This is a genomic window from Catenovulum maritimum, assembly GCF_001050375.1.
GTDB lineage: Bacteria > Pseudomonadota > Gammaproteobacteria > Enterobacterales > Alteromonadaceae > Catenovulum > Catenovulum maritimum.
The window spans coordinates 81,861-106,250 of sequence record NZ_KQ130492.1 but is presented as its reverse complement, the minus strand read 5'-3'; the positions used below and the strand labels follow the sequence as shown (position 1 = coordinate 106,250).

Below are 24,390 nucleotides of genomic sequence, written 5' to 3'. Positions count from 1 at the left end.
TTGAGTATTAATTGATACTAGCGTCGTAATATTGAGGAGTTTGTTGGTTTTCAACTACAGCTTCGATAAGTGCAGCTTCACGAACTTCGTCAGAGTAATCTTGACGTTTTTCAGGCTCAATACCTAACTTAGCAAATAATTCCATATCGGCATTTGCTTCTGGGTTTTCTGTCGTTAATAGTTTTTCACCATAGAAAATTGAATTCGCACCAGCAAAGAAACACATAGCCTGCATTTGCTCATTCATTTCAGTTCGGCCAGCAGATAAACGAACATGCGATTTAGGCATTAATATACGCGCCACTGCGATGGTGCGAATAAACTCAAAATAATCAAAATCAGTTTGATCTGCCATAGGCGTACCTTCAACACGAACTAACATATTAATTGGTACACTATCTGGGTGCTCTTCTAAATTGGCTAAGCTCATTAATAAGCCAGCGCGGTCATTTGATTTTTCACCCATGCCAACAATACCGCCACTACATACTTTCATACCAGAAGCACGTACGTTTTCTAACGTATCTAATCTATCTTGGTAAGTACGAGTTGTGATGATCTCGCCATAAAATTCTTTTGAAGTGTCTAGGTTGTGGTTGTAATAATCCAAACCAGCATGCTTAAGTGTTATCGCTTGTTCGCGAGTTAACATGCCTAGCGTCATACAAGTTTCCATATTGAGGTCACGAACACCTTCAATCATTTTAACTATGTATGGAATATCTCTGTCTTTCGGATTACGCCATGCAGCGCCCATACAAAAACGAGTAGAACCATTCTTTTTAGCGATACGTGCTTTTTCAAGTACAGCTTCAACTTCCATTAATTTTTCTTTCTCAAGACCGGTATCATAACGCGCACTTTGTGGGCAATATTTACAATCTTCAGGACAAGCACCTGTTTTAATTGATAATAAAGTACTTACTTGGACTTCATTAGGATTAAAGTGCTGTCTATGCACCGTTTGTGCTTGAAACAATAAATCGTTAAACGGCATTTTAAATAAAGCCTGAATTTCGTCTAGCTTCCAATCATGGCGAATTGCTTGTTGCATAATACTCATTACTCACAGGTCTAAAATATGTGGACAGTTTAATCTTGCTCGCTAAACTGTCAACTTATTCGCGTTAAAAACTGAACATCTGATTATTTTTTGAGCTTTAATATGAATCTAGAGTTTGACCGTCAACATATATGGCATCCTTACACCTCTTTAACTAACCCTTTGCCGACTTACCCAGTAAGTCATGCTTATAAAAATAAAATATGCCTTGAGAACGGCCAAGAGTTAACCGATGGCATGTCATCTTGGTGGGCTTGTGTACATGGTTATAATCACCCTAAACTAAACCAAGCACTGACAGAGCAAGCACAAAAAATGTCGCATGTGATGTTTGGTGGTTTAACCCATGACCCAGCGATACGCTTATGCGAAAAATTAGTTGAGTTAACGCCAGAGGGTTTAGACAAGGTTTTCCTCGCTGATTCAGGCTCAGTTGCAGTTGAAGTTGCAATTAAAATGGCATTTCAATATTGGATCAGCCAAGGCAATAAGCAAAAAAATAAACTCGTGAGCCTAAAAAATGGTTATCACGGTGATACTTTTGCCGCTATGTCGGTATGTGATCCAGAAAACGGCATGCACCATATGTTTTCTAGTGTGATTAATCAGCATTTCTTTGTCCCTGCGCCGCAAACTCGCTTTGAGCAAGATTTTGATATAAATGACATCAGCGCATTAGAAACCTGTTTAGCCCAAAATCACCAGCAAATAGCAGCCTTAATCCTTGAGCCAATTGTGCAAGGTGCCGGCGGTGTGCGCATGTATCACCCTGAATATTTACGCCATGCCCGCCGACTGACTAAAAAATATAATGTGCTACTAATCGCAGATGAAATTGCGACAGGCTTTGGTCGCACAGGCAAATTATTTGCTTGTGAATGGGCAGATATTAGCCCAGATATTCTATGCTTAGGCAAAGCCTTAACGGGTGGTTATATGACACTAGCAGCCAGCCTAACAACTCAACACATAGCAGAAACCATATGTAATGGCGAAGCGGGTGTATTTATGCACGGCCCTACTTTTATGGGTAATCCATTGGCGTGTGCCGTTGCTTGCCAATCGCTTGAATTGTTATTTGAAAACAACTGGCAGCAACAGGTATCTCAAATACAAAGTTGGCTAAATGAAGCCTTAAAACCTATGGCAGACTTACCGCAAGTAAAAGACGTTAGAGTGCTAGGCGCAATCGGTGTAGTCGAATTAGACCAAGCAGTCGACATGGCCAAAATTCAAGCATTTTTCGTTGAGCAAGGTGTTTGGATTAGGCCTTTTGGTAAACTGATTTATTTGATGCCGCCATTTATATCTCAACAACAAGACGTAAAAAAGCTCGCCAATGCTATTCAAGCTTGGTTAACTTTATAATCGAATCTGTAATCACCTCAGCTGCACATAATTAACAGCGGTAAATCACTGTGCAGCTTATCAAATAAAACCGTAAAGAATGAACGCAGGCAATGGTTTTGCGCTGCATTAATCAAAATTTTCTGTGCCATTCAGCCAAAGCAACTTTAACACACTACCAATTACGAAATGCCGTAATATGCCGCTCATTATTATGAAATGAGAAAGTCTTGCTATGCAGTAAAAACCTAGCTAATAACTATTTTATAAAATCGTCGCCACGCTCGTTGAGCGCTGCGACTGCATCAATTAAGCGAAAAAGATTCACTCGCCCTAAGCAATAAGCTTCATCGCTTATTTATTCAATGGCTCTGCTTCTAGTTTTTGTTCTGACAATGGTCTTATATCAATATCTGGTTTAGGTACATTCACATCAAAATCACCATAAACTAACCAATCTGGAAAGTACGGGTTAGGCTCAGGTTTAAAACCACACTGGCGATATGCTATCGCGGCGACAGCACATAAAGGCATAGATAACCAACCAATTTCAAGACCGTCATGAACACTATCGTTAAAATGAGTTACATGTGATTTTATGGCTTTTTGCATGGTTAAGGAGAAACGCTCTTTGTTATTAGCAACTATCGCTAGCATTAAATCAGCAAATGGCAGCATTACATTATATACCAGCGAGCGTTTAATATTGGGTATGTTGTCAGGCTGAGAGGTATCAGCAACTGCCTGTACTAAGTTTTTTAAATTCGCTTGAGGGTTAAAAAAGCCTTTTAATAAATCACAATATGCGTGCATAAAAGGTAATTTTGTCCCTTCTGCTTTTGGGTGAATAAAGTCTCTCGACTCATATTGCATTAAATTAGCAAGCGCAGCTTGGTCATTAAATATAATGGCTAAAGTAAGTGCGTCTTGCCAATCATGCACATCACTCCAGTTCAACATTTTTTTACCCGACAAAGTTATATCTAACTCCTGCAGGGTACAACTATGCACTTTGTCTGGGTTTAATACCCAATAAAAATGCGCTTGTTTAGCGATATGCGCCTGATATAACCAATATACTATGGTCTCTTTCGGTTTATTGGCTAACCAGGCAGCGGCTGCGCATTCAAAGAAACTATTTCCATCAGAATAAACTCTTCCCTGTGCATCTTTTGAATATCGCGATCTCAAACCAGAATCACTAAAAACATAGTTCATTCTTTCAGATCTATTTTTATAACACCAGTCTGCGTTAAGCTTAGTTTGAAAATGTTGCATTAAAACTCCATAGGGTCTTGAACTTCACCCGTCTATTCTATGTCAGTTAAAGCATTAGCATTTTTATCAATTAACAGCTCAAATCTATATAACCTTTGCTGACAAGCTTTTCAAAAAACGCTTGAGTCTGGTTTGATTACTCGAGTGTACAATAAAAAATGTATTCTGTATTTGTCCAACCGACAGATAACTAGGCATGAATATGTCATCAAAAAATCACTAGCCTATCTTACCTTCATCGTTAAATTACAACCTTTAAAACCTAATATCCATCACTTACACGCTTAAATATGGGATTATATATTACACTGAAACAAGTGGGTTTAAAAACAAACTGATATAAAAAACTAGCCAATACAATTAAAGCTTGGTTAAACTTCGGGATTGAAAGCAAATAATAAATAATAATGAATTAAGGATAACAAATGAAAAAACTCATCTTAGTAATTGCTAGCTTAGCATTTAACCTATCTGCTCATGCTGACACTTTTAGCAGCAGCTTTGGCTTCTCATTAGAGATTCCAAGTAACTGGTCGCCATTAACCGGAAAAGAAATTAAAGAGAATCCAGATTTAATGAATTTAGATTCTAACTCGGAATTACCTCAAGCTTTATTCGAACAAGTAAAACCTATGATCTTAAATGGTAAAGCTGAGTTTTTGTTTTTGCCCGACAACACAAATAACTTTGCCGATAACATCAATATTATGAAGCAAATTGGAAAGGTTGCGACTAATAAAAATGAAGTTAAGGAAATATGTGGCTCACTCGCTCAACAGCTATCTGGCATGTTCAATCGTACAATCAAGTTATACGAATGCGGCACAAAAGATATCAATGGTGTAATGGGACTATATTTAGACTTTGACGGCGCAATCGAAAATACCAGAAGCATTCAAGTTCAGGTGCCTAAATCAGAAAATGTATTTTTTATGATGACGGCAACCATCAAGAACGCTAGCCTAAATACTTACAAAGCTAGCGTAGTGAAAACATTTGAAAGTTTAACCATTCACAAATAAGCTGAGAATATTCAGCTAAAGGCGAGCTTAGTTCGCCTTTGTATTTAATTTCATCCTAGTTAAGTTTAACGCCTCAACCCAGCTAACGTTCATATTCTAAGCATGTTTAGTATTTGTCTTATATATATCCTAATAAATACAATGTAAACAAAAAATTAAGACTTTATTTTACACAGCTGTTCATCTTTGCTAAAGTATTTCACTAAATTGGTTTGACCATTTACCCGAAAATGGAAAGTTATGAATTATCAAAGAGTTAGACAACCCAAGATAGCAGACGTTATTTTAAAACAATTAGAAACTCTAATTCTTGAAGGTAGTTTGCAACCTGGTCAAAAGTTACCACCAGAGCGAGAGCTCGCTAAGCAGTTTGATGTTTCACGTCCATCTTTGCGTGAAGCTATTCAAATGTTAGAGGCGAAAGGCTTAGTGACCAGACGCCAAGGTGGCGGAACATTTGTTAGTGACAAATTACAAAGTTCGTTATCCGATCCTTTGTTTAATTTATTGCTTTCAAACCCAGATGCACAATTTGATTTATTGGAGTTTCGCCACGCATTAGAAGGTATTGCAGCCTATTATGCAGCCTTACGTGGTACTCAAGCTGACTTTCAGCGAATAAAAGATAGTTTTGAGGCTATTATTGCCTGTAACGATAATATGGAAAAAGATCAAATAGATGCCATATTTGAGTTCTTTAAAGCCATAGCAGAAGCATCACACAATTTAGTGATAGCGCATTTGATACAAGCTATGGCGCCTATGTTGAAAAAGAACATAGCAACGAATTTTAAAGTTTTAAACTCTAAGCCTGACATTGCTAGACAAGTTAATGCAGACCGAGAGTCTATGATGGATGCGATTATTTCTGGTAATCCAATACAAGCTAGGAATGCATCACACCATCACTTAGCGTATATCGAAGAAACGTTATTACAGTTAGGTGCTGAAAATACTCGCAACCAAAGAGTACTAAGGCGCTTACAGCAAAAACCCTAAATAAGTGAAAGCTCATTTAGATTAAAATATTAGGTGAACCCTCAGTTGATGCGGATCAGATTTTAGAGTTTAACTTAGTTTAAACTTTACAGTTTGAAATGTTATTTGAGATTAAATATTAATAAGGAAACACTGATGTCAGACATCCTTAATCACGATGTAGATCCAATGGAAACACATGATTGGATCGATTCGATTGAATCTGTACTTGAAAATGAAGGCCCAGAGCGTGCACATTACTTAATAGAGCAGATGATCGAAACATCTCGCCGTAATGGAGCACACTTACCATTTGATGCAACTACTGCATACAAAAATACTATCCCAGCAGGCCAAGAGCCAAACATGCCAGGTGACCGCGAGCTAGAAGCGCGTATCCGTGCTGTTATCCGTTGGAATGCTATGATGATGGTTGTTCGTGCTTCTAAGAAAGATTTAGAGCTAGGTGGTCATATCTCTAGTTTCCAATCATCAGCTATGTTGTACGATGTTGGTTTTAACCACTTTTTCCGTGCACCAAACGAAAAAGACGGTGGTGATTTAGTTTATTTCCAAGGTCACATCTCTCCTGGTATTTATGCACGTTCATTTGTTGAAGGTCGCTTCACTGAAGAGCAATTAGATAACTTCCGCCAAGAAGCTTTCGCTGACGGTTTATCTTCTTACCCACATCCAAAATTAATGCCTGATTATTGGCAGTTCCCAACAGTATCTATGGGCTTAGGTCCAATGCAAGCTATCTACATGGCTCGCTTCTTAAAATACTTAACGGATCGTGGCTTAAAAGATTGTTCTGAACAAACTGTTTACTGTTATTTAGGTGATGGTGAAATCGATGAGCCAGAATCATTAGGTGCTATCGGTCTTGCTTCACGTGAAGAGCTAGATAACTTAGTTTTTGTTGTTAACTGTAACTTACAGCGTCTAGATGGCCCTGTACGTGGTAACGGTAAAATCATCCAAGAATTAGAAGGCACATTCCGTGGTGCTGGTTGGGATGTTACTAAAGTTGTTTGGGGTCGCTACTGGGATCCTTTATTCCAAAAAGATCACAATGGTTTAATGCAGCAATTAATGGATGAAACTGTTGATGGCGAATACCAAAACTTTAAAGCTAAAGGCGGTGCATTCACTCGTGAACATTTCTTTGGTAAATACCCAGAGTTAAAAGAAATGGTTGCGAATATGTCAGATGACGACATCTGGCGCTTAAACCGTGGTGGTCATGATCCAGTTAAAGTTTATGCAGCATACGCAAAAGCAAAAGCGACTAAAGGTCGTCCTAGCGTAATCTTAGCCAAAACGGTTAAAGGTTATGGTATGGGTGATGCTGCCGAAGGTAAAAACATCGCTCACGGTGTTAAGAAGATGGATATTGAAGCAATTCGTCACATGCGTGATCGTTTCAATGTACCAGTTGCAGATGAAGATTTAGCAAACTTACCTTACTACCGTTTCCCTGAAAACAGCGCTGAATACAAGTACATGATGAAACGTCGTGAAGCGTTAGGCGGTACTATGCCTAAGCGTCTTGAAAATTCGACTGTTAAATTAGAAGTACCAGGTATTGAAGCATTTAAAGCAACAACAGATGGTTCTAAAGGTCGTGAAATTTCATCAACTATGGCATTTGTTCGTGTATTAACTGCCTTATTAAAAGATAAGAAGATCGGTAAAAATATCGTTCCAATTATTCCTGATGAAGCGCGTACATTTGGTATGGAAGGTTTATTCCGCCAAGTTGGTATTTACGCTCACGAAGGCCAAAAATATACACCTCAAGATGCTGACCAAGTTGCTTACTACCGTGAAGACAAGAAAGGTCAAGTATTACAAGAAGGTATCAACGAACTAGGTTCAATGGCTTCTTGGGTATCTGCAGCGACTTCATACTCGCATTCAGATTTACCTATGATTCCTTTCTACATCTACTACTCTATGTTTGGTTTCCAACGTGTAGGTGATTTAGTTTGGGCTGCTGGTGATTTACAAGCACGCGGTTTCTTAATCGGTGGTACTGCGGGTCGTACAACACTAAATGGTGAAGGCTTACAGCACGAAGATGGTCATTCACATCTACACTTTGGTACTGTACCTAACTGTATTACTTATGACCCAACTTATGGTTATGAAATTGCAGTTATCGTACAAGACGGTATCAAGCGTATGTACGGCGACAATGAGAACATTTTCTACTACCTAACTGTAATGAACGAAAACTATGTTCAGTTACCTATGCCTGAAGGCGTAGAAGAAGGTATTAAGAAAGGTATTTATAAGTTAGAAAACGTTGCAGCTAAAAAACCAACTGCTAATGTTTCTTTACTTTCTTCTGGTGTTATTTTAGAGCGCGCACGTGCTGCGGCTAAAATCTTAGCTGAAGAATACAACATCAGCTCTGATGTTTATTCTGCAACTTCATTCAATGAACTTGCTCGCGACGGCTTAGCTTGCGAACGCTACAACATGTTACACCCTGAAGCAGAAGAGCAAGTACCATACGTTACTCAAGTATTAAAAGATAGCGCTGGTCCAGTTATCGCTGTAACAGACTACATGAAGCAATATGCTGATCAAATCCGTGGTTTCGTACCAACTGATTACCGCGTATTAGGTACTGATGGTTTTGGTCGTTCAGATAGCCGTGAAAACTTAAGAATTCACTTCGAAGTTAATGAGCACTACATAGTTGTTGCTTCATTATATGAATTAGCAAAACGCGGCGAGATTGAAAAGAAAGTTGTTGCTGAGGCGATTGCTAAATTCAATATTGATCCAGAAAAACTTAACCCACTTTACGCTTAATTAGGGGATAGGATAGATGGCAATTAAAGACGTATTAGTCCCTGATGTGGGCGGTGATGAAGTAGAAGTAATTGAGCTTTGTGTCGCGGTTGGCGATTCAGTAGAAGCTGAAGATTCTCTTATCACAGTTGAAAGCGATAAAGCTTCAATGGATATTCCAGCACCATTTGCTGGCACAGTAAAAGAAATTAAAATTGCAGTCGGCGATAAAGTATCTGAAGGTACTTTAATTGTGACAGTTGAAGATGCAAGCTCTGAAGCACCTGCTTCGGAGCCAGCAGCTGAGCCTGTATCGCAAGCGCCTGCTCCTGTAGCGGCAAGTGCAGCAACTAGCACTTCAACAATTGAAGTAACAGTACCAGATATTGGTGGTGATACAGATGTTGAAATTATCGAAGTATTAGTTGCAGTTGGCGATACAGTTGAAGCTGAAGACGGCTTAATTACTTTAGAAACTGATAAAGCAACTATGGACGTACCTTGTCCTGCAGCTGGAACAGTTAAAGAATTAAAAGTAGCAGTTGGTGATAAAGCATCTGAAGGTACTTTAGTTTTAATTCTTGAAACACAAAGCCAAGCAACTGACAGCCCAGCACCTGCGGCAGCTCCTGTAGCTGAACAAGCTGCACCTGTGGCAGCAGCGACAGCATCAGAACTTAAAGAAATTTTTGTGCCTGATATCGGCGGCGATGCTGATGTAGATGTTATCGAAGTTTTAGTTGCTGTTGGCGATGAAATTGCGAAAGAAGACGGCTTAATTACTTTAGAAACTGATAAAGCAACTATGGACGTACCTGCGCCTGTAGCTGGTACAGTTAAAGAAATTAAAGTTGCGGTTGGTGACAAGGTTTCAGAAGGTAGCTTGATTGTTATTGTTGAGACTCAAGGTTCTGCACCGGCTCCAGCACCTGTAGCAAGTGCTCCAGCTCAAGCGGCGGCGCCTGCTCCGGCAGCAACTCCAGCTAAAGCTGAACCTGCAGCAGCAGTTGAGCCAGCTAAGCCAAGCAAAAATGTACATGCTTCACCTTCAGTTCGTCGTGTAGCACGTGAATTTGGTGTAGATTTAACTTTAGTCCCTGCAACGGGTCGTAAAGGTAGAATCTTAAAAGAAGATGTTCAAAACTGGGTTAAAGCTGAACTTGCTAAACCAAAAGCAGCGGCAGGATCTTCTAATGCAAATACTGGCGGTTTTGAAGTACTTGCAGCGCCAAAAATTGATTTCAGCAAGTTTGGTGAAATTGAAGAGCAACCATTATCTCGTATTCAAAAAATCTCAGGTAAAAACTTACACAGAAACTGGGTTACGATTCCACATGTTACTCAATTTGATGAAGCAGATATCACAAACGTTGAATCTTTCCGTAAAGAACAAAATGCTTACCATGCAAAAATTCAAAGCGGCTTAAAAATCACGCCACTTGTGTTTGTTATGAAAGCAGCAGCTAAATCTTTAGCTAAGTTCCCTACTTTCAACTCTTCGTTATCATCAGACGGTGAAAACCTAATATTGAAGAAATTCATCAATATAGGTATCGCAGTAGATACACCTAATGGTTTAGTTGTACCTGTGATTAAAGATGTTGATAAGAAAGGTATTGAAGAATTATCTCGCGAGTTAATCGAAGTCAGCAAAAAAGCGCGTGACGGAAAATTAAAATCTGCAGATATGCAGGGTGGTTGTTTCACGATTTCTAGCTTAGGCGGAATTGGTGGTACAGCATTTACACCTATAGTTAACTGGCCAGAAGTTGCAATTTTAGGCGTTTCTAAAGCTGAAATGAAACCTAAATGGAATGGTAGCGAGTTTGTGCCTAAACTTATGTGCCCACTAAGCTTATCGTATGACCATAGAGTAATCGATGGTGCATTAGGCGCTAAATTCTCAGTTGATTTAGCAGCAAATTTATCTGACATTCGTCGCTTAGTTCTTTAATTAACTAAGCCCTAACGAACAATGCGGGCTAATAAAGTCCGCATTTGATAGCTAAGGAATAAAAATGAGTAACGAAATTAAAACTCAGGTAGTCGTTTTAGGTTCAGGCCCTGGTGGATATTCAGCAGCTTTCCGTGCTGCAGATTTAGGTTTAGATGTTGTTTTAATCGAAAAATACAGCACTTTAGGTGGTGTTTGCTTAAACGTAGGTTGTATCCCTTCTAAAGCATTATTACACGTAGCTAAACATTTAGTAGATGCACAAAACATGGAACATGAAGGTGTTACTTTTGGTAAACCTGAAGTTGATGTTGATAAATTACGTGCACACAAAAATAAAGTAATCAGTCAATTAACTGGTGGCTTAGGCGGCATGGCCAAAATGCGTAAAGTTAAGGTTGTTAACGGTTACGGTAAATTTACAGGCCCTAACACGATTGCAGTTGAAGCTGAAGATGGTTCAGTTACAAGTGTAAACTTTGACAACGCAATTATTGCTGCTGGTTCTCGCCCAGTTAAATTACCATTCATTCCACATGATGATCCACGTGTTTGGGATTCAACAGATGCATTAGAAATGCCATTTGTTCCTGGTAACATGCTTATCCTAGGTGGTGGTATTATCGGTTTAGAAATGGGCTCAGTATACAGCGCATTAGAAGCTAAAATCGACGTAGTTGAGTTTATGGATCAGCTTATCCCAGCTGCTGACAAAGACATTATCAAAACTTTTACTAAATCAATTAGTAAAAAGTTCAACAACATAATGTTAGAAACTAAAGTAACTGCTGTTGAAGCAAAAGAAGACGGTATTTACGTTAGTTTTGAAGGCAAAAATGCACCAGCAGAGCCAGTTAAATATGACGCAGTATTAGTTGCTGTAGGCCGTACACCAAACGGTGGTTTAATTGACGCAGAAAAAGCAGGCGTTGAAGTAACAGATCGTGGCTTCATCAATGTAGACAAGCAATTACGTACTAACGTACCTCATATTTTTGCAATTGGTGACTTAGTTGGTCAACCTATGCTTGCACACAAAGCGGTACATGAAGCACACGTAGCAGCAGAAGTTATTGCTGGTAAGAAACATTACTTCGAACCAAAAGTTATTCCATCTATTGCTTACACTGACCCAGAAGTTGCATGGGCTGGCTTAACTGAAAAAGAAGCAAAAGAGCAAGGCTTAAACTACGAAGTAGCTGTATTCCCTTGGGCGGCTTCTGGTCGTGCAATCGCATCTAATGCAACTGATGGTTTCACTAAAATGATCTTTGATAAAGATAATCAAAGATTATTAGGCGGCGCTATGGTTGGTAGCAATGCAGGTGAATTATTAGGTGAAGTTTGTTTAGCAATTGAAATGGGCGCAGATGCTGAAGATATCGCATTAACTATCCATGCTCACCCTACTCTTCATGAATCAGTTGGCTTAGCGGCTGAAATTTTTGAAGGTTCAATTACTGACTTACCTAACGCAAAAGCGAAAAAGAAGAAGTAATTTAATTCAGCTTGTTTGAATGTTAAAACGCCAGCTTTATGCTGGCGTTTTTGTTTTTAGCTAAGACTTCTAAAACCCACGCAATAATTAACCAAATCTAGTATTTTCCCGCCATCAGTTAATAATTCTATTATAAAATTTTAAGGAAACTTGATGACCATAACTCTACATATTTCCTTATAAAGAGGCTGATACCTGCAGCAAGCAGGCTGTAACACTCACGACGAAATACACTATCTAACATTACTTCTTTAAGTACCTATTTACTCATTGAAATATCCATGACTAAAAATTTCTAAACCAATTATTGGCAAGTTTTTACTCGAAATGAAGCGTAGTGGGTTAAACCTACAATAACCTTAAATATCTCAGCTATTAAAAACGCCATTAGCAATTCACCAAGAAGGGTGTCATTCATAGCTTAATTTAATGATTAATATAAAGAAAATATCGTTACACATTAAGTCAGTCATTTAGGAACAACTAGTCATCACGCGTTACATAAAATAAACATACAGTTAACACTGAAGTCACCTAATAACATAAAGCTATATTCAAGCTAACTAATGAGGAATTTATGGTTAACTATTTCAAACATGCTTACATCTTGTGTCTTGTTGTGCTATCTCTTGCGATAACACAATTAAACGCTCAGGTTATCATCCCCAACTGGCCTAGCGATCAAGGTTATTTGAAAACATCAAGTTACTACACAGTAAAGGTAAAACAAGCGACAGGTAGTTTTATGACTGTTAAAACACTTATGACAGAATCACAAGATGAATTAATCGCCTCATCTCAAAATAACCTTTTCAAGCAGAGAAGCTTTAATTTTTCCGCTTTTTCGTTTGATCCTAGTGCCGGGGCGATTACTGTCCGAGTGATTAAAAAAAATATGTCAGGTAGCCTAGCGACAAATTTATCTAATATTGAGGTTATTAACTCCGACGGCTCCATTAAGAAAATTAATGACAACACCATAGAATTTAAACTCAATAACCCTAAATATGTTGCTATCAACTTTAAACTAAGTGACAACCAAAAATCGAATAATGGCCATACTGTCGTTAAAAATATGATGATGTTGTTTGCTGATCCTATCAACAACGACCTAAACGAGCCAAGTGGTTCAAACAAAGTAGTTTACTCATCCAGTACGAGTCAGACTCAACTAAGAAATGCAGATATCATAGTTTTCAGAGATGGCTATCATAACGTGGTTAGCCGTTTCGGTAATGATGGAATCAGAATTACATCTGGCGCTAAAGTATGGTTAGCCCCTGGCGCTGTCGTTGCAGGTTCAATCGCCGGCGTTAATTCAAATAACCAAACTGGATTTAATGTTGCGCCTAATGTCGAAATTTATGGCCGTGGTTTACTTTATATGGGAGAACATAGAAATAATCCTAACTCACCTAATTCAGGTCCTTTCTGGCGTCCAGATGATCCAGATTTTGTTCATTCTGGTGCCATGACAGAAGCCATCTCTTTGAATGGCGCTAAAAACGTCAACATTCGTGGCATTATTGTTGGAGATCTTATGTGGCACGGCATTGTTGTTGGAAGTGATGCTGTTATAGACAGAGTTAAAATTTGGGGCTGGCACGGTAACAATGACGGAATGCGACCTGGTGATAATTCTATCGTTAAAAACAACTTCATCCGCCCAGTGGATGATGCCTTCTACGCATTTGGCATGACTGGTGACAACAACCTAATATGGCCAAGTTATAATGGCGCAATCGTCACTGCTGGTTGGGTAGGTAAATATAATACCGGTGGAATCCAATTAACCAATACTAAGGTCATTTATCCTGAATGGACAGGTAAAGGAAATAACAACGGTATTGTCGCTTCACAACTAGGTGATACTCAAGAGTGTACAGGTATTTCTATCGACAACATGCAAGTTTGGGGCGATCCTATTGCTATTTTAAACCTAAAACCAAGTAGTAGACGCCATGAATCTCCTAACTGGTCAGCTCAATCCTACAATGCAGGTGTACGCAATGTTAGTATCAGTAACTTAACCATTTATGGCAATGTTAAAGAAGCCAATTTAGTTCAATCCGATGGCGCTTTTGAAGTTAAAAATATTGATTTACACAATATAAAAATCAACGGTAATTACTTAACGAATTCAGACCGTTCAAATAACTCACTATTTGAAGGAAACAATTTAATCAATTCAGCTTATTTAAATATAAGTTCAACAGACGATACTGGTAATACTGGTGTTGTAAATGGTACTTATTATATTGAAGCTAAACATAGTGGTAAATATATTGAAGTTGCAGGTTTTAACACAGACAACGGGGGCAACATTCAACAATGGTCTGGTCAACAAGGCACACAAAAACAATGGCAAGTAACTCAGATCAGTGGAGAGTGGTACAAACTCATTAATACATTAAGCGGCAAAGCATTAGATGTCGCTTCTTTCTCTACTCAAAATGGTGGCAATATACATCAGTGGGGCTATTCAGGAAATGATAACCAGCTATTTAAGTTTGAAGCGCAAAACAATGGTTATTACATTATTCGTAATAAACTCAGCGATAAGTGTGTTGATGTTTCAGCGAATAGCCAAGATAACGGGGCAAATATCCATCAATGGGGTTGCAGCAACTCTGACAATCAACAATTTAAATTAATTGAGAATTAATGGTTCATTAAAAGTGCACTGAACCTAACTCATAGTGTTTTACAAGCTATGAGTTAGGCACTTCGCTTGCTAATAGTAAATTAAACTAATTTTTCAAAATAAACCTAAGAATAGAGTTAACAGCTAAAGCTAAGTGTTTTAATATAAAGCCAGATTTTACTTATTTAAGAAAAACATGGACTTTTACTGGATCCTCATCACTTTCCTTTTCGGTTTTGTACTCAAGCAATTTGGTCTACCACCTATGATAGGCTATCTAGTTGCTGGTTTTGCAATGCACGCTTATGGCATTTCACCATTAGAGAATTTAGCTACTTTAGCTGATTTAGGCATAACTTTATTACTCTTCACAATCGGTTTAAAAGTTAGAATTAAAGACCTAACCGACAGAGTTGTATTAGTCGGTTCTACCGCCCCTATGGTGTTAATAACCGCGTTTGTTGCCGCTGTAAGCATAGGGATTAGTTTTATCGGGCTGTTTAGTATGTTTGATATTTCATGGCAAACAGCTTCATTAATTGGCTTTGCTTTAAGCTTTTCAAGTACGGTCTGCATCGCCAAAATTCTAGAAGAAAAAGGCGAGTTAAAAACCCGTCACGGTAAAATATCTATTGGTATTCTCGTAATTCAAGATTTCGCGGCCGTATTATTTTTAGTCGCTGCACTAGGCACTATACCTAGCATTTGGGCACTATCCCTATTTTTACTCATACCACTTAGACCTTATATAGGTAAATTATTAGACAAATCAGGTCATGGCGAGTTATTACCTCTGATCGGTTTTTGCTTTGCTTTAGGTGGCTACGAATTATTTTACGCAGTAAATCTGAAAGGTGATTTAGGTGCATTATTATTCGGTATGTTGCTCAGCTCACATGTAAAATCAAACGAACTTTATAAATCGTTAATGAACTTTAAGGATTTATTCTTAATTGGCTTCTTTTTATCGATTGGCTTTACCGCACTACCAACATACGAAACCTTAACTTTAGCATTTGCATTAATCCTGTTTATGCCAATCAAGTTTGTCATCTTTTTTGCCATCCTCACCAAGCTTAAGTTAAGAGCCAGAACCAGCTTTTTAAGTGCAATGGCGTTAATGAATTTTAGTGAATTTGGTCTTATAGTTGCAAAAATTTGCGTGGATAAAAACTGGATGGAACCTGACTGGTTAGTGGCAATTGCTTTATCCGTAACGATTTCTTTTATCTTAAGCAGCTTTATATTCAAACATGCTCATTACTATTTTGGTAAATATAAACCGTCTATTATCAAATATGAAGTCGCTGATACAGTCAACAATACCTGTCCTAACTTACCGGTTAGCGCTGAGGTTTTAGTGGTTGGTATGGGACGAGTCGGAAGTGGTAGTTATGATGCGCTAGCCAAACAGATAGGTAGTCGAGTATGGGGGGTCGATGCTGACTCTGATAGGATTGAAAAGCATAAATTAGAGAATCGTTCAGTTGCCTTAGCGGATGCTGAGGATATTGAATTTTGGGAGCAAGTAGATTTAGACCAAGTAAAACTTATTATGTTAGCTCTTCCGAATCTACCCGATATGAAAAATGTTATCCAACAGTTAAAAATGTGCCAATATCAGGGACAAATAGCTGCGATTTCTCAATATAAAGATGAAGGCGAAGCTTTAATTGAATACGGTGCGCATTCTGTATTTAATTATCATCAAGAGATAGGAACGGGCTTTGCGAAAGAAAGCCTATCTTTAATCGAGATTAAGGATTTTCAAGATATCAACCTAGATCAAGAGGCTAAAGCTTAAATTAACTGTAACAAAAGTTAGTCTGATTTTGCAGATGTTTAAGTACTTGGGTTACTTAAGCATCTGCCCTGCCCGATTTGATTTAAGCTTATTAAGTAAAATGTGTTAACTAAAACCCTGAATTGGATATTTCACCTAGTAAGAAGTTTTAATAACGCATATCTGGTGGTATCTCCAGTTTATTTGGAGAAAAGTCCTTAGGTCGTTTTTTGCTTTTACCTTTCTTATATTCTTTCAATGCAAAAACATAGGCGAGTACCTGTGCAACTGCCGAGAAGAGTTTTTCAGGCACTTCTTCTTCTAATTCAGTCGTGTAATAAATTGAACGAGCTAATAGAGGTGCATTTAAGATAGGGATCTCGTGCGCTTCTGCAATTTCTCGAATATACAGAGCGAGTTCATCAGCACCTTTAGCTATCAACATAGGCGCACCCGCTTTTAACGGGTCATATTGAATGGCAACTGCATAGTGTGTCGGGTTAGTCACAACAACATCAGCCTTAGGTACATCAGCGAGCATCCGACGGCGAGAGGCTAAAAACATAAGCTTACGAATTCGTCCCTTAACAATAGGGTCACCTTCGGAATTTTTATGCTCATCTTTCACTTCTTGCTTTGTCATTTTAAGCTGTTCAGTATGTTGGTGTATCTGAAAAGGCACATCAATCAAAGCAATAATTAGTAAAGACATAGACAAAATAATAAAAATCCACAATAGGATATCTAGCGCATCAAACAATCCACTCGGCATAGTTTCTATATTGATTCGCATCATTTTATCTTTATAAATTTGAAAACACATGTAAGCAGCGCCAACCACAACTAATACTTTAGCAATCGACTTAACTAACTCAATTAAGCCTTGAACGCCTAATATCCTTTTAAGCCCACTAATTGGATTTAACTTACTAAATTTGGCTTTGGTTGCCTTCATTGTAAAATTAAAACCACCCACAGCTAAATTTCCAATTACAGCAAAACAGAGCAACATAACGACAATACCAAATAGAGGTAAGCCAACCAATTCAAGAATATTTTGCATTTGCACAAACATACGAGACGGATCAAATGCATCTTCTTTTTCGAGTTTAAAACCTTGTTTAAAAGCAACCATCAAGGCAGTCGCAAGATAATGACCAAAAAATAAAAAGCCTAAACCACCGCCCAAAAGCACCATCATAGTGGCAAGCTCTTTTGAGCGCACAACTTGGCCTTTCTCCCTTGCTTGGGATTTCTTTTTTTCGGTGGGGTCTTCGGTGCGTTCGTCTTTATCTGCTGCCATCTACTAACACCCCAAAATATTACACATGGTTTTAGAGGCACTTTCCCATATTGTTTCAAAGTGCAGCATAAAGATGGATAAACTAAACCAAACAACAGTTAAACCTGTTAACTGGGTTATCGGAAAGCCGATGGAAAAAATATTTAACTGAGGAGCCGCTTTAGTCATAATACCAAAGGTTAACGTGACTGCGAGCATAGCGGTAATCGGAGTTAGCGCCATTGTTATCGTTGCGATAAACAACCATTTACCCCAGTCGATCACTTTATAAATTTGGTCTGGCGTCAGCCAGCCACTATTAATCGGCATAGCTTCAAAGCTCAAGGCTATCATTTTAATCATCATTAAATGACCATCGATTGCCCAAAATACTAAGGTGGCTAAAATTACATAAAACTGACCAATAGCCGCAGTGTTGATACCATTTACTGGGTCAACTAAGGTCGCAAAACCCAAACCCGTTTGTATCGCTATCGTTTGGCCAACCATAACGAATGTGTTCAAGAATATTTGTGATAAAAAACCTATGGTCACGCCAATCAAAATTTGCTGCATGACCAATAAAAAACCTTGTAGCGAAAATAACTCATTAAAGCCTGAACTAGGTATTGTCGGCGCAATTAACAAGGCAATCAGTACAGCTAATAAGGACTTAACTTTAGTGGAGACAGTTTTACCACTAAAACCTATCATGGTAACAAGTAACGCTGAGATACGAACAAATGGCAGCATAATATCGGCTAGCCATTGCATAATTTGAGGTAAAGAAAAACTCATTAGCCAACAACTTGGGAAACGCGATTAAACATATCTATTGTATACTCCATCATTCGCCCAATTCCCCAGTGGCCACCATACATAATCGCTGCTAGTGTCACTAATAATCTAGGTAAGAAACTTAGGGTTTGTTCATTAATCGAGGTTGCTGCTTGGAAAATTGACACGATTAAACCCACAACTAAGCTTGGCACAATAACTAAACTAACAAGCAGCATAACCATAAACATGGCTTCTTGTAAAATATCTACAAATATTTCTGGTTGCATCTGTTTGCCTCAAATAATTGAAGGTGAATGTATAATAGCTAGGTCCCAACGCCAAAACTGGTCGCTAATGTGCCCATGGTTAAATTCCAGCCATCAACTAACACAAACAGCATGAGTTTAAATGGTAAGGAGACCATCATAGGGGATAACATCATCATACCCATGGCCATGAGTACAGATGCAACAACCAAATCAAGGATTAAAAAAGGAATAAACAGCATAAAGCCAATTTGGAATGCAGTTTTAAGCTCACTTGTGACAAAAGCAGGAATTAAAACCCGCATTGGCACATCATCTGGCCCATCTAAATTTTCATAGCCAGCTATTTCCGCAAAAGTTGCAATATCCTTAACCCGAGTTTGTTGCAACATAAAAGCACGTAATGGAAATTGAGCAATATTAAATGCTTCTTTAGCTGTCATTTGCTCTTCAATATACGGCTGAATTGCTTTGCTGTTTATCTCTTCTAAGACAGGCGTCATAATAAAAAAAGTTAAGAATAAAGAGATGCCAACTAAGACCTGATTTGAAGGAGATTGCTGTAAACCAATTGCTTGCCTTAAAATACCCAAAACAATAACGATACGAGTAAAAGATGTCATCATAATCACAACAGCTGGTATGAAGCTCAGCATTGTCATTAAAGCAACGACTTGTAAAGTGATAGTGTAGTCTTTACCGCCATCGGCATTATCTGCAACCGTAAATGCAGGGATCCCAGTGTCAGCAAATAAACTTGGACTAAAACATAACAACGCGAGTAGCAAAATCCTTATCATGCTTTGTTCCCTTTAGACAAAAATTGAGACATAGTTTGACGAAAGTCTGTTTCGGGTACGGTTACTTTTTCATCAAGCTCTTTAAGTAAGTTAACTGACTGAGCAGAAACGCCAAGTAACATTTGTTTATCTCCAACTTCAATCAATATCACTTTCTCTCTAGCCGTTAAAGGCAAAACTGAAACCACCCGCATTGCACCCGACTTCATCTGGCCTAGATTAGTTTTCTTGACTAAAGTTGCTAAGACAAAAATCAAAGCTAACATAGCAATTAATGACAATAATAAAGTAGGAATGGACGTAGCCAGCGTTGGTGCTTCTGCAAAGGCAGGAAACACCATTAAAACTAGAATAAAAGCGCTGAAAAATTTCACGTTATTTAAGTTTCTTAATGCGTTCAATTTGACTGATTACATCGGTTAAACGAATACCAAATTTGTCATTAACTACAACAACCTCACCATGAGCGATAAGCGTACCATTAACTAAAACATCTAAAGGCTCACCTGCTACTCTATCCAATTCAACCACTGAACCTTGGTTTAGCTGTAAAAGATTGCGAATGCTAATCTGACTGCGCCCTACTTCCATAGAGATGGTCACAGGGATATCTAAAATTGTGTCTAGTTTGCGTTTTTCTTCAGCTGAAATGGGTGGACCATCTTCACTTAACTCTTCTAATTCAGCTAATTGAGCATCGCCTTCACCGCCTGCTTCATTCTCTTCAGCTTCAGCTTGTTCAGCCATTGCTGCTGCCCAATCGTCCATATCATCACTCATAACATACTCTCTACTTGGCTAGGCCAATTATTCAAAATCTTCTAATTCTCGCAGCTCTGCTTCTGCATCAATTCGTCTACCACCTCGAGTTACCATCTGAAGTTCAGATTTAACCGAAGCTGGTCGTTTAATTTTTTCAGTAATCTTAATTGCCAAGCTCTCACGTGACTGTCCCATTTTACCTCTGTATGTCGGTAAATCTTCAATGAAGACTGTCACATGATCTGGCATTTCCACAGGGATAACGTCCCCTGGCTTTAAATCCATGATCTCTTGAAGTGAAAGTTCAAATTCCAGTAATTTAGCCATGACGTCTACCTTAACGTCCATGATCTCATCTCTAAGCGCTTTACTCCATCTAAGATCTGTATCTTCCTTGTCTGATTGAACACCAGCATCAAGTAGTTCTCGAATCGGTTCCAGCATAGAGTAAGGTAAACAAATATGAAAATCCCCACCACCGCCATCTAATTCAATATGAAAAGAGCTGATGACAACTACTTCGGTTGGGCTAACGATATTAGCCATAGCTGGATTTACTTCAGAATCTAAGTATTCAAAAGATACATCCATAACAGGTGCCCAAGCTTCTTTATAATCTTCAAATACTAGTTTAAGTAGCATCTGAATGATCCGTCTTTCTGTTGGGGTAAACTCTCGACCTTCAATTTTGGCATGATAACGACCATCACCACCAAAAAAATTATCCACTAGGATAAACACTAGCCTAGCTTCCATTGTGATTAAGCCCGTTCCTTTTAACGGACGAAATCTAACCATGTTTAAACTCGTTGGTACGAACAGTGTATGGACATATTCACCAAACTTTATCATCTGAACCCCATTAATTGAGACTTCAGCTGTTCGGCGCATCATATTAAACAAACTTATCCGCATATGACGGGCAAATCGCTCGTTTACAATTTCTAATGTGGGCATACGGCCACGAACGATTCGATCTTGAGACGAAAAGTCGTATTCAGATGCATTAGCAACCGAGCTTCCAGGGGTACCAGCCGATTCCTCTACATCTTCTTCTTCAACATCGTCGACACCATGTAGTAGCGCATCAATTTCGTCTTGGGATAATAGGTCTGTCATAGTTTAAATTCGTTTTTCTTGTTTTAACGCTTACTGCATTACAAAGCCGGTAAAGAGTACATTTTCAATGACTGTTCTACCAGAAATACCTAATAATTCATCTTGAACCGCTTTCAATGAACCCGCTTTTAATGCGTCTTTACCCGCAGTTGTACCCAATTCATCAGCACTTGCGCCACTAAACACTCGTAATAATGTACCTTCAATTAAAGGTATGTGTTTTTTAGCTGCTTCTTCATTGTCTGCACCACGAACTAATAACTGAACTTTAATTTGTACTAATCTATCGCGACTCGCGCCTGGAACGTTAAATACAAAAGGCCTCGGCATAGCGACATATAAAGCACTACCTAAATCAACCGAAGCTGGTGCCGCATTTTCTGCAACAGCGGGGGCTTCGTCTAACGTAACTTCTTCAGCAGTTGCCGCTTCACTTTCATCGCTACCACTCATAAAGAAAAAAGCACCAGCACCTAAAACAATGACAAGTACAGCTGCAACTATGATAATGAGCTTTTTCTTACCGCCTGATTCTTCTACTTGTAGTTCTTCTTTTTCTTGTTCTGCCGCCATGGAAAAATCTCCTGATTAAAATTTTCACAACAATTTTGATAACTTATCTTAGTTTAACGGATTTTTAGCGAAGCAAAATCATTTTATGCATAATAATCAACTTCACCTAGGTGACCATTAACAATTTTTTGCTCAGAGATTATTTCGCCTCCGTCTATTCCAGTCGTATTATCTGGATTAGCTCCTTGACCATTCCGACCAGTAGCCGATTTACCACCCGATTCTTGTTGCTGCTGTGAAACATGTGATTCACCTAACTGTATCCCTTGCTCTTCAAGTAATTCTTTCAGTTTAGGCACTGCTTGATCTAGCATTTCTTTAGCTTGCTGATTCTGCACCACCATGCTAACGCTTGCAACATCACCATTCATACTAATTTTGATCTGCATTTTACCTAATTCTGGCGGATCTAACCTCAGCTCGGCCATTTGGGAGCTTGAGTTCATCATAAATTTGACCGAATCATTCAGTTGGGATGCGGCTTCTGGTTTACTTAACTGAATCTGCTCTTTCAAACTGTAGGTTTGTTTTTCCAGTACCTTTTCTGCTTGTTTAATTTGCTGTTCTGTTTGCGTAACTTGAGTAGTAGCCGTTGCAGCAAGAGTATTTAGCTGCTGGCTTCTTTGTTCTACCTGAGCTGATTGATTTGCAAACTGGCTCATTTGTATTTGTTCAATTTCCGCTTGATTCGATCTTTGTTCTGCCACTTGGTCTGGCTTAGTTGATTGTTTTTCTAAATTTTCTTGTTTAGTCAATTTAGCGTCAGCTTGTCCCTGCTGGTTTTGGTTTTTGCTACTCAGGTTCGATTTAGTGTCTTTTGCTTGGATAACATCTTGGTTTTTAACTTCGCCCTCCTGACTATTAGCAACTTGATTCTCGGCCAATCTAGATTCAGCTGCGAATTTTTCATTATTCAATTTATCTTTAACTGCGTCTTGATTTAATTTATCAATTTCGGTTTTAGTTAATTGGCCTTTATTAGCTTCTGCAGGTTTATTTTCAGCTTCCGATTTAACGGGCTTGCTCTCGCCTTCAGTTCCATCCTGTGCTGGTTTTAATTTCACTTGATTTAGTTCTTCTTGGCTTAACTGAGTTTTACCGTCCTTCAAATTCTCTTCGGTTTGATTGGCTTTTTTATCCACCATTACGACGGTTTGAGCATCAGGCTTAGCTTGATTATCTACTTTTACTTGTGCCGCCTGTTTTTCGTCTTCGCTATTTTTCTTATCGTTCAGCTTTTCATTTACTTTATCTAACTGGCTCAATTCTGAATCTTTGGCTTTCGCTAGTTTTGCTTCCTGACTGTCTTTTACCTGTTCATCACCTTTTAAATTGGTCTCTGTACTATCTGTACCTTTAGCTGCCAGCTTAGTATCCAATTTTTCAACTTCAGCCTTATCTTGGTCTGTTTTAGCTTCTGTTTTAGCTTCTGTTTTAGTCTCTAATTTAGATTCTGGTTTAGCTTCTGATTTTATTGCTTCTTTTATATCTGTCTTGGCAGCATGTGATTTACCCGAATCTGTTTCTTTAAGTGAATCTTGATTCTTCAAGCCCAAGTTATCAATCATCACAGACTTAGTCTCGACCGGCTTTTCCTCACTTTGTTTACCTTTGCTTGCGGTTAACAAATCCACTGCATCTGAACTAGCAGGTTTTTCACTTTGTTTGGGTAAGTGCTTTGCGAATTCATTGGTGCTGGCATTAAAAACAGATTTAGCCTTGTTTGCAGTCTCAAATAAACCATCTAACCCTGCTTTTTTGGTTAGTTCTCCGGTGGCTTCAGCTTTACCAGCTTCTTTTTCAACTAAGATAGCTTTACTAATTACCGAAACATCTGCATTTTTAGTGGCTTTTGACTCTGCTGAAAACTTAGTATCGGTTTTAACTTGTTGAGAATTATTCAGAAAGCTGAGTAAATCGAATTCAGTGGATGCTTCGTCAGAGGATTCTAAGTTAGTGTTATCCAAATTATTATCTTTAAAATCCGCTTTCGATTCTGCTTCATTTTTTGATGTTTTTTCTTTGTTCTCTGAAACTAATGCCGGATTCGGCTTTGTCGAATCTGATGTTTTACCTTCTGCTGATTTATTTTCTGTCGCTTTATTTGAATCAGCCTCAGATTGAATCTGTTTATTTTCTCCCTGAGTATTTTTTGCATTCGTATCAGTCGCATTTTCAGTATGACTTTGAGGGTTTTTCGAAGTCGAGGCTGCTTCTTGTTTAGGCACTGAATTTTCGATAGGTCGGTTAGCTGATCGAGGAGATGGCTTATCCTGATATGCTTGATGCTTTAGCTGTTCCTGATTGATTAAATTATCAAATTCCTTCGAGTCTGAAACAACCTCAGCAGGCTTATTTGTTTTAGCTACAGTTAATGCGGCAATATTTGGTTGTGTATTGGCAATGTACTGCATTTCACCCTCTCAAAAATAACAA

The 24,390-nt window shown here is 38.5% G+C and carries 19 protein-coding genes; 8 read left to right on the top strand and 11 right to left on the bottom strand.

The features are described from left to right. Positions 1-7: 7 nt before the first annotated feature. A complete protein-coding gene (gene bioB, locus XM47_RS11965) occupies positions 8-1,054 on the bottom strand; it encodes a biotin synthase BioB (protein ID WP_048692831.1) in 1,047 nt (348 codons plus the stop codon). A 111-nt stretch (positions 1,055-1,165) separates the two neighbouring features. Between bioB and bioA the strand changes: the two genes are divergently transcribed. Continuing rightward, complete coding sequence (gene bioA, locus XM47_RS11960; RefSeq protein ID WP_048692773.1) at positions 1,166-2,431, top strand: adenosylmethionine--8-amino-7-oxononanoate transaminase; 1,266 nt, start codon at positions 1,166-1,168, stop codon at positions 2,429-2,431. A gap of 333 nt (positions 2,432-2,764) precedes the next feature. Here bioA and XM47_RS11955 read toward each other — a convergent pair whose 3' ends face one another. Then, positions 2,765-3,688 (bottom strand): immunity 49 family protein, encoded by a 924-nt coding sequence (locus XM47_RS11955; protein WP_048692771.1) that lies wholly within the window; start codon positions 3,686-3,688, stop codon positions 2,765-2,767. Positions 3,689-4,113: 425 nt separating this feature from the next. Between XM47_RS11955 and XM47_RS11950 the strand changes: the two genes are divergently transcribed. The 7 genes from XM47_RS11950 to XM47_RS11920 all read left to right on the top strand — a co-directional run bounded on the left by XM47_RS11950 (position 4,114) and on the right by XM47_RS11920 (position 16,393). Then, positions 4,114-4,710 carry a hypothetical protein gene (locus tag XM47_RS11950; protein WP_048692769.1) on the top strand — a complete coding sequence of 199 codons (597 nt, stop codon included), beginning with the start codon at positions 4,114-4,116 and terminating at the stop codon, positions 4,708-4,710. A gap of 240 nt (positions 4,711-4,950) precedes the next feature. Then, entirely contained in the window at positions 4,951-5,709 is a 759-nt protein-coding gene (gene pdhR, locus XM47_RS11945; protein WP_048692768.1) for a pyruvate dehydrogenase complex transcriptional repressor PdhR, read from the top strand. A gap of 135 nt (positions 5,710-5,844) precedes the next feature. Beyond that, complete coding sequence (gene aceE / locus XM47_RS11940; RefSeq protein WP_048692766.1) at positions 5,845-8,514, top strand: pyruvate dehydrogenase (acetyl-transferring), homodimeric type; 2,670 nt, start codon at positions 5,845-5,847, stop codon at positions 8,512-8,514. 16 nt (positions 8,515-8,530) lie between these two features. Further along, the gene (gene aceF / locus XM47_RS11935; RefSeq protein ID WP_048692764.1) at positions 8,531-10,447 is read left to right on the top strand and encodes a pyruvate dehydrogenase complex dihydrolipoyllysine-residue acetyltransferase; all 1,917 of its coding nucleotides are present in this window, start codon (positions 8,531-8,533) and stop codon (positions 10,445-10,447) included. A 64-nt stretch (positions 10,448-10,511) separates the two neighbouring features. Further along, the gene (gene lpdA / locus XM47_RS11930; protein WP_048692762.1) at positions 10,512-11,945 is read left to right on the top strand and encodes a dihydrolipoyl dehydrogenase; all 1,434 of its coding nucleotides are present in this window, start codon (positions 10,512-10,514) and stop codon (positions 11,943-11,945) included. A gap of 577 nt (positions 11,946-12,522) precedes the next feature. Next, entirely contained in the window at positions 12,523-14,610 is a 2,088-nt protein-coding gene (locus XM47_RS11925; RefSeq protein WP_048692761.1) for an RICIN domain-containing protein, read from the top strand. 175 nt (positions 14,611-14,785) lie between these two features. Then, complete coding sequence (locus XM47_RS11920) at positions 14,786-16,393, top strand: cation:proton antiporter domain-containing protein (protein WP_048692760.1); 1,608 nt, start codon at positions 14,786-14,788, stop codon at positions 16,391-16,393. A 148-nt stretch (positions 16,394-16,541) separates the two neighbouring features. Here the strand turns inward: XM47_RS11920 and flhB are convergent, their stop codons facing one another. The 9 genes from flhB to XM47_RS11875 form a co-directional block, all read right to left on the bottom strand. Continuing rightward, positions 16,542-17,675, bottom strand: a complete 1,134-nt coding sequence (flhB, locus tag XM47_RS11915; protein ID WP_048692758.1) for a flagellar biosynthesis protein FlhB — start codon at positions 17,673-17,675, stop codon at positions 16,542-16,544. A gap of 3 nt (positions 17,676-17,678) precedes the next feature. Next, positions 17,679-18,452, bottom strand: a complete 774-nt coding sequence (gene fliR / locus XM47_RS11910; protein WP_048692757.1) for a flagellar biosynthetic protein FliR — start codon at positions 18,450-18,452, stop codon at positions 17,679-17,681. Further along, a complete protein-coding gene (fliQ, locus tag XM47_RS11905; protein WP_048692755.1) occupies positions 18,452-18,721 on the bottom strand; it encodes a flagellar biosynthesis protein FliQ in 270 nt (89 codons plus the stop codon). Before fliQ ends, fliR begins: the two co-directional genes overlap by 1 nt. A gap of 38 nt (positions 18,722-18,759) precedes the next feature. Further along, on the bottom strand, positions 18,760-19,500 hold the full coding sequence (gene fliP, locus XM47_RS11900; RefSeq protein ID WP_048692754.1) for a flagellar type III secretion system pore protein FliP: 741 nt from the start codon (positions 19,498-19,500) through the stop codon (positions 18,760-18,762). Further along, positions 19,497-19,874: a flagellar biosynthetic protein FliO gene (gene fliO / locus XM47_RS11895; RefSeq protein WP_048692753.1), complete on the bottom strand. Its 378-nt coding sequence runs from the start codon at positions 19,872-19,874 to the stop codon at positions 19,497-19,499. The genes fliP and fliO overlap by 4 nt, the downstream gene beginning before the upstream one ends. A 1-nt stretch (position 19,875) precedes the next feature. Beyond that, positions 19,876-20,280, bottom strand: a complete 405-nt coding sequence (gene fliN / locus XM47_RS11890; protein ID WP_048692752.1) for a flagellar motor switch protein FliN — start codon at positions 20,278-20,280, stop codon at positions 19,876-19,878. 27 nt (positions 20,281-20,307) lie between these two features. Then, complete coding sequence (gene fliM / locus XM47_RS11885) at positions 20,308-21,381, bottom strand: flagellar motor switch protein FliM (RefSeq protein WP_048692751.1); 1,074 nt, start codon at positions 21,379-21,381, stop codon at positions 20,308-20,310. A 30-nt stretch (positions 21,382-21,411) separates the two neighbouring features. Further along, complete coding sequence (gene fliL / locus XM47_RS11880) at positions 21,412-21,954, bottom strand: flagellar basal body-associated protein FliL (RefSeq protein WP_048692750.1); 543 nt, start codon at positions 21,952-21,954, stop codon at positions 21,412-21,414. An 83-nt stretch (positions 21,955-22,037) separates the two neighbouring features. Next, on the bottom strand, positions 22,038-24,368 hold the full coding sequence (locus tag XM47_RS11875) for a flagellar hook-length control protein FliK (RefSeq protein WP_048692748.1): 2,331 nt from the start codon (positions 24,366-24,368) through the stop codon (positions 22,038-22,040). Positions 24,369-24,390 lie beyond the last annotated feature (22 nt).

Bases quoted from the DNA above. Each gene is read 5' to 3' on its own strand.
- bioB (WP_048692831.1), bottom strand. From the start codon at position 1,054: ATGCAACAAGCAATTCGCCATGATTGGAAGCTAGACGAAATTCAGGCT.
- bioA (WP_048692773.1), top strand. From the start codon at position 1,166: ATGAATCTAGAGTTTGACCGTCAACATATATGGCATCCTTACACCTCT.
- XM47_RS11955 (WP_048692771.1), bottom strand. From the start codon at position 3,688: ATGCAACATTTTCAAACTAAGCTTAACGCAGACTGGTGTTATAAAAAT.
- XM47_RS11950 (WP_048692769.1), top strand. From the start codon at position 4,114: ATGAAAAAACTCATCTTAGTAATTGCTAGCTTAGCATTTAACCTATCT.
- pdhR (WP_048692768.1), top strand. From the start codon at position 4,951: ATGAATTATCAAAGAGTTAGACAACCCAAGATAGCAGACGTTATTTTA.
- aceE (WP_048692766.1), top strand. From the start codon at position 5,845: ATGTCAGACATCCTTAATCACGATGTAGATCCAATGGAAACACATGAT.
- aceF (WP_048692764.1), top strand. From the start codon at position 8,531: ATGGCAATTAAAGACGTATTAGTCCCTGATGTGGGCGGTGATGAAGTA.
- lpdA (WP_048692762.1), top strand. From the start codon at position 10,512: ATGAGTAACGAAATTAAAACTCAGGTAGTCGTTTTAGGTTCAGGCCCT.
- XM47_RS11925 (WP_048692761.1), top strand. From the start codon at position 12,523: ATGGTTAACTATTTCAAACATGCTTACATCTTGTGTCTTGTTGTGCTA.
- XM47_RS11920 (WP_048692760.1), top strand. From the start codon at position 14,786: ATGGACTTTTACTGGATCCTCATCACTTTCCTTTTCGGTTTTGTACTC.
- flhB (WP_048692758.1), bottom strand. From the start codon at position 17,675: ATGGCAGCAGATAAAGACGAACGCACCGAAGACCCCACCGAAAAAAAG.
- fliR (WP_048692757.1), bottom strand. From the start codon at position 18,452: ATGAGTTTTTCTTTACCTCAAATTATGCAATGGCTAGCCGATATTATG.
- fliQ (WP_048692755.1), bottom strand. From the start codon at position 18,721: ATGCAACCAGAAATATTTGTAGATATTTTACAAGAAGCCATGTTTATG.
- fliP (WP_048692754.1), bottom strand. From the start codon at position 19,500: ATGATAAGGATTTTGCTACTCGCGTTGTTATGTTTTAGTCCAAGTTTA.
- fliN (WP_048692752.1), bottom strand. From the start codon at position 20,280: ATGAGTGATGATATGGACGATTGGGCAGCAGCAATGGCTGAACAAGCT.
- fliM (WP_048692751.1), bottom strand. From the start codon at position 21,381: ATGACAGACCTATTATCCCAAGACGAAATTGATGCGCTACTACATGGT.
- fliL (WP_048692750.1), bottom strand. From the start codon at position 21,954: ATGGCGGCAGAACAAGAAAAAGAAGAACTACAAGTAGAAGAATCAGGC.
- XM47_RS11875 (WP_048692748.1), bottom strand. From the start codon at position 24,368: ATGCAGTACATTGCCAATACACAACCAAATATTGCCGCATTAACTGTA.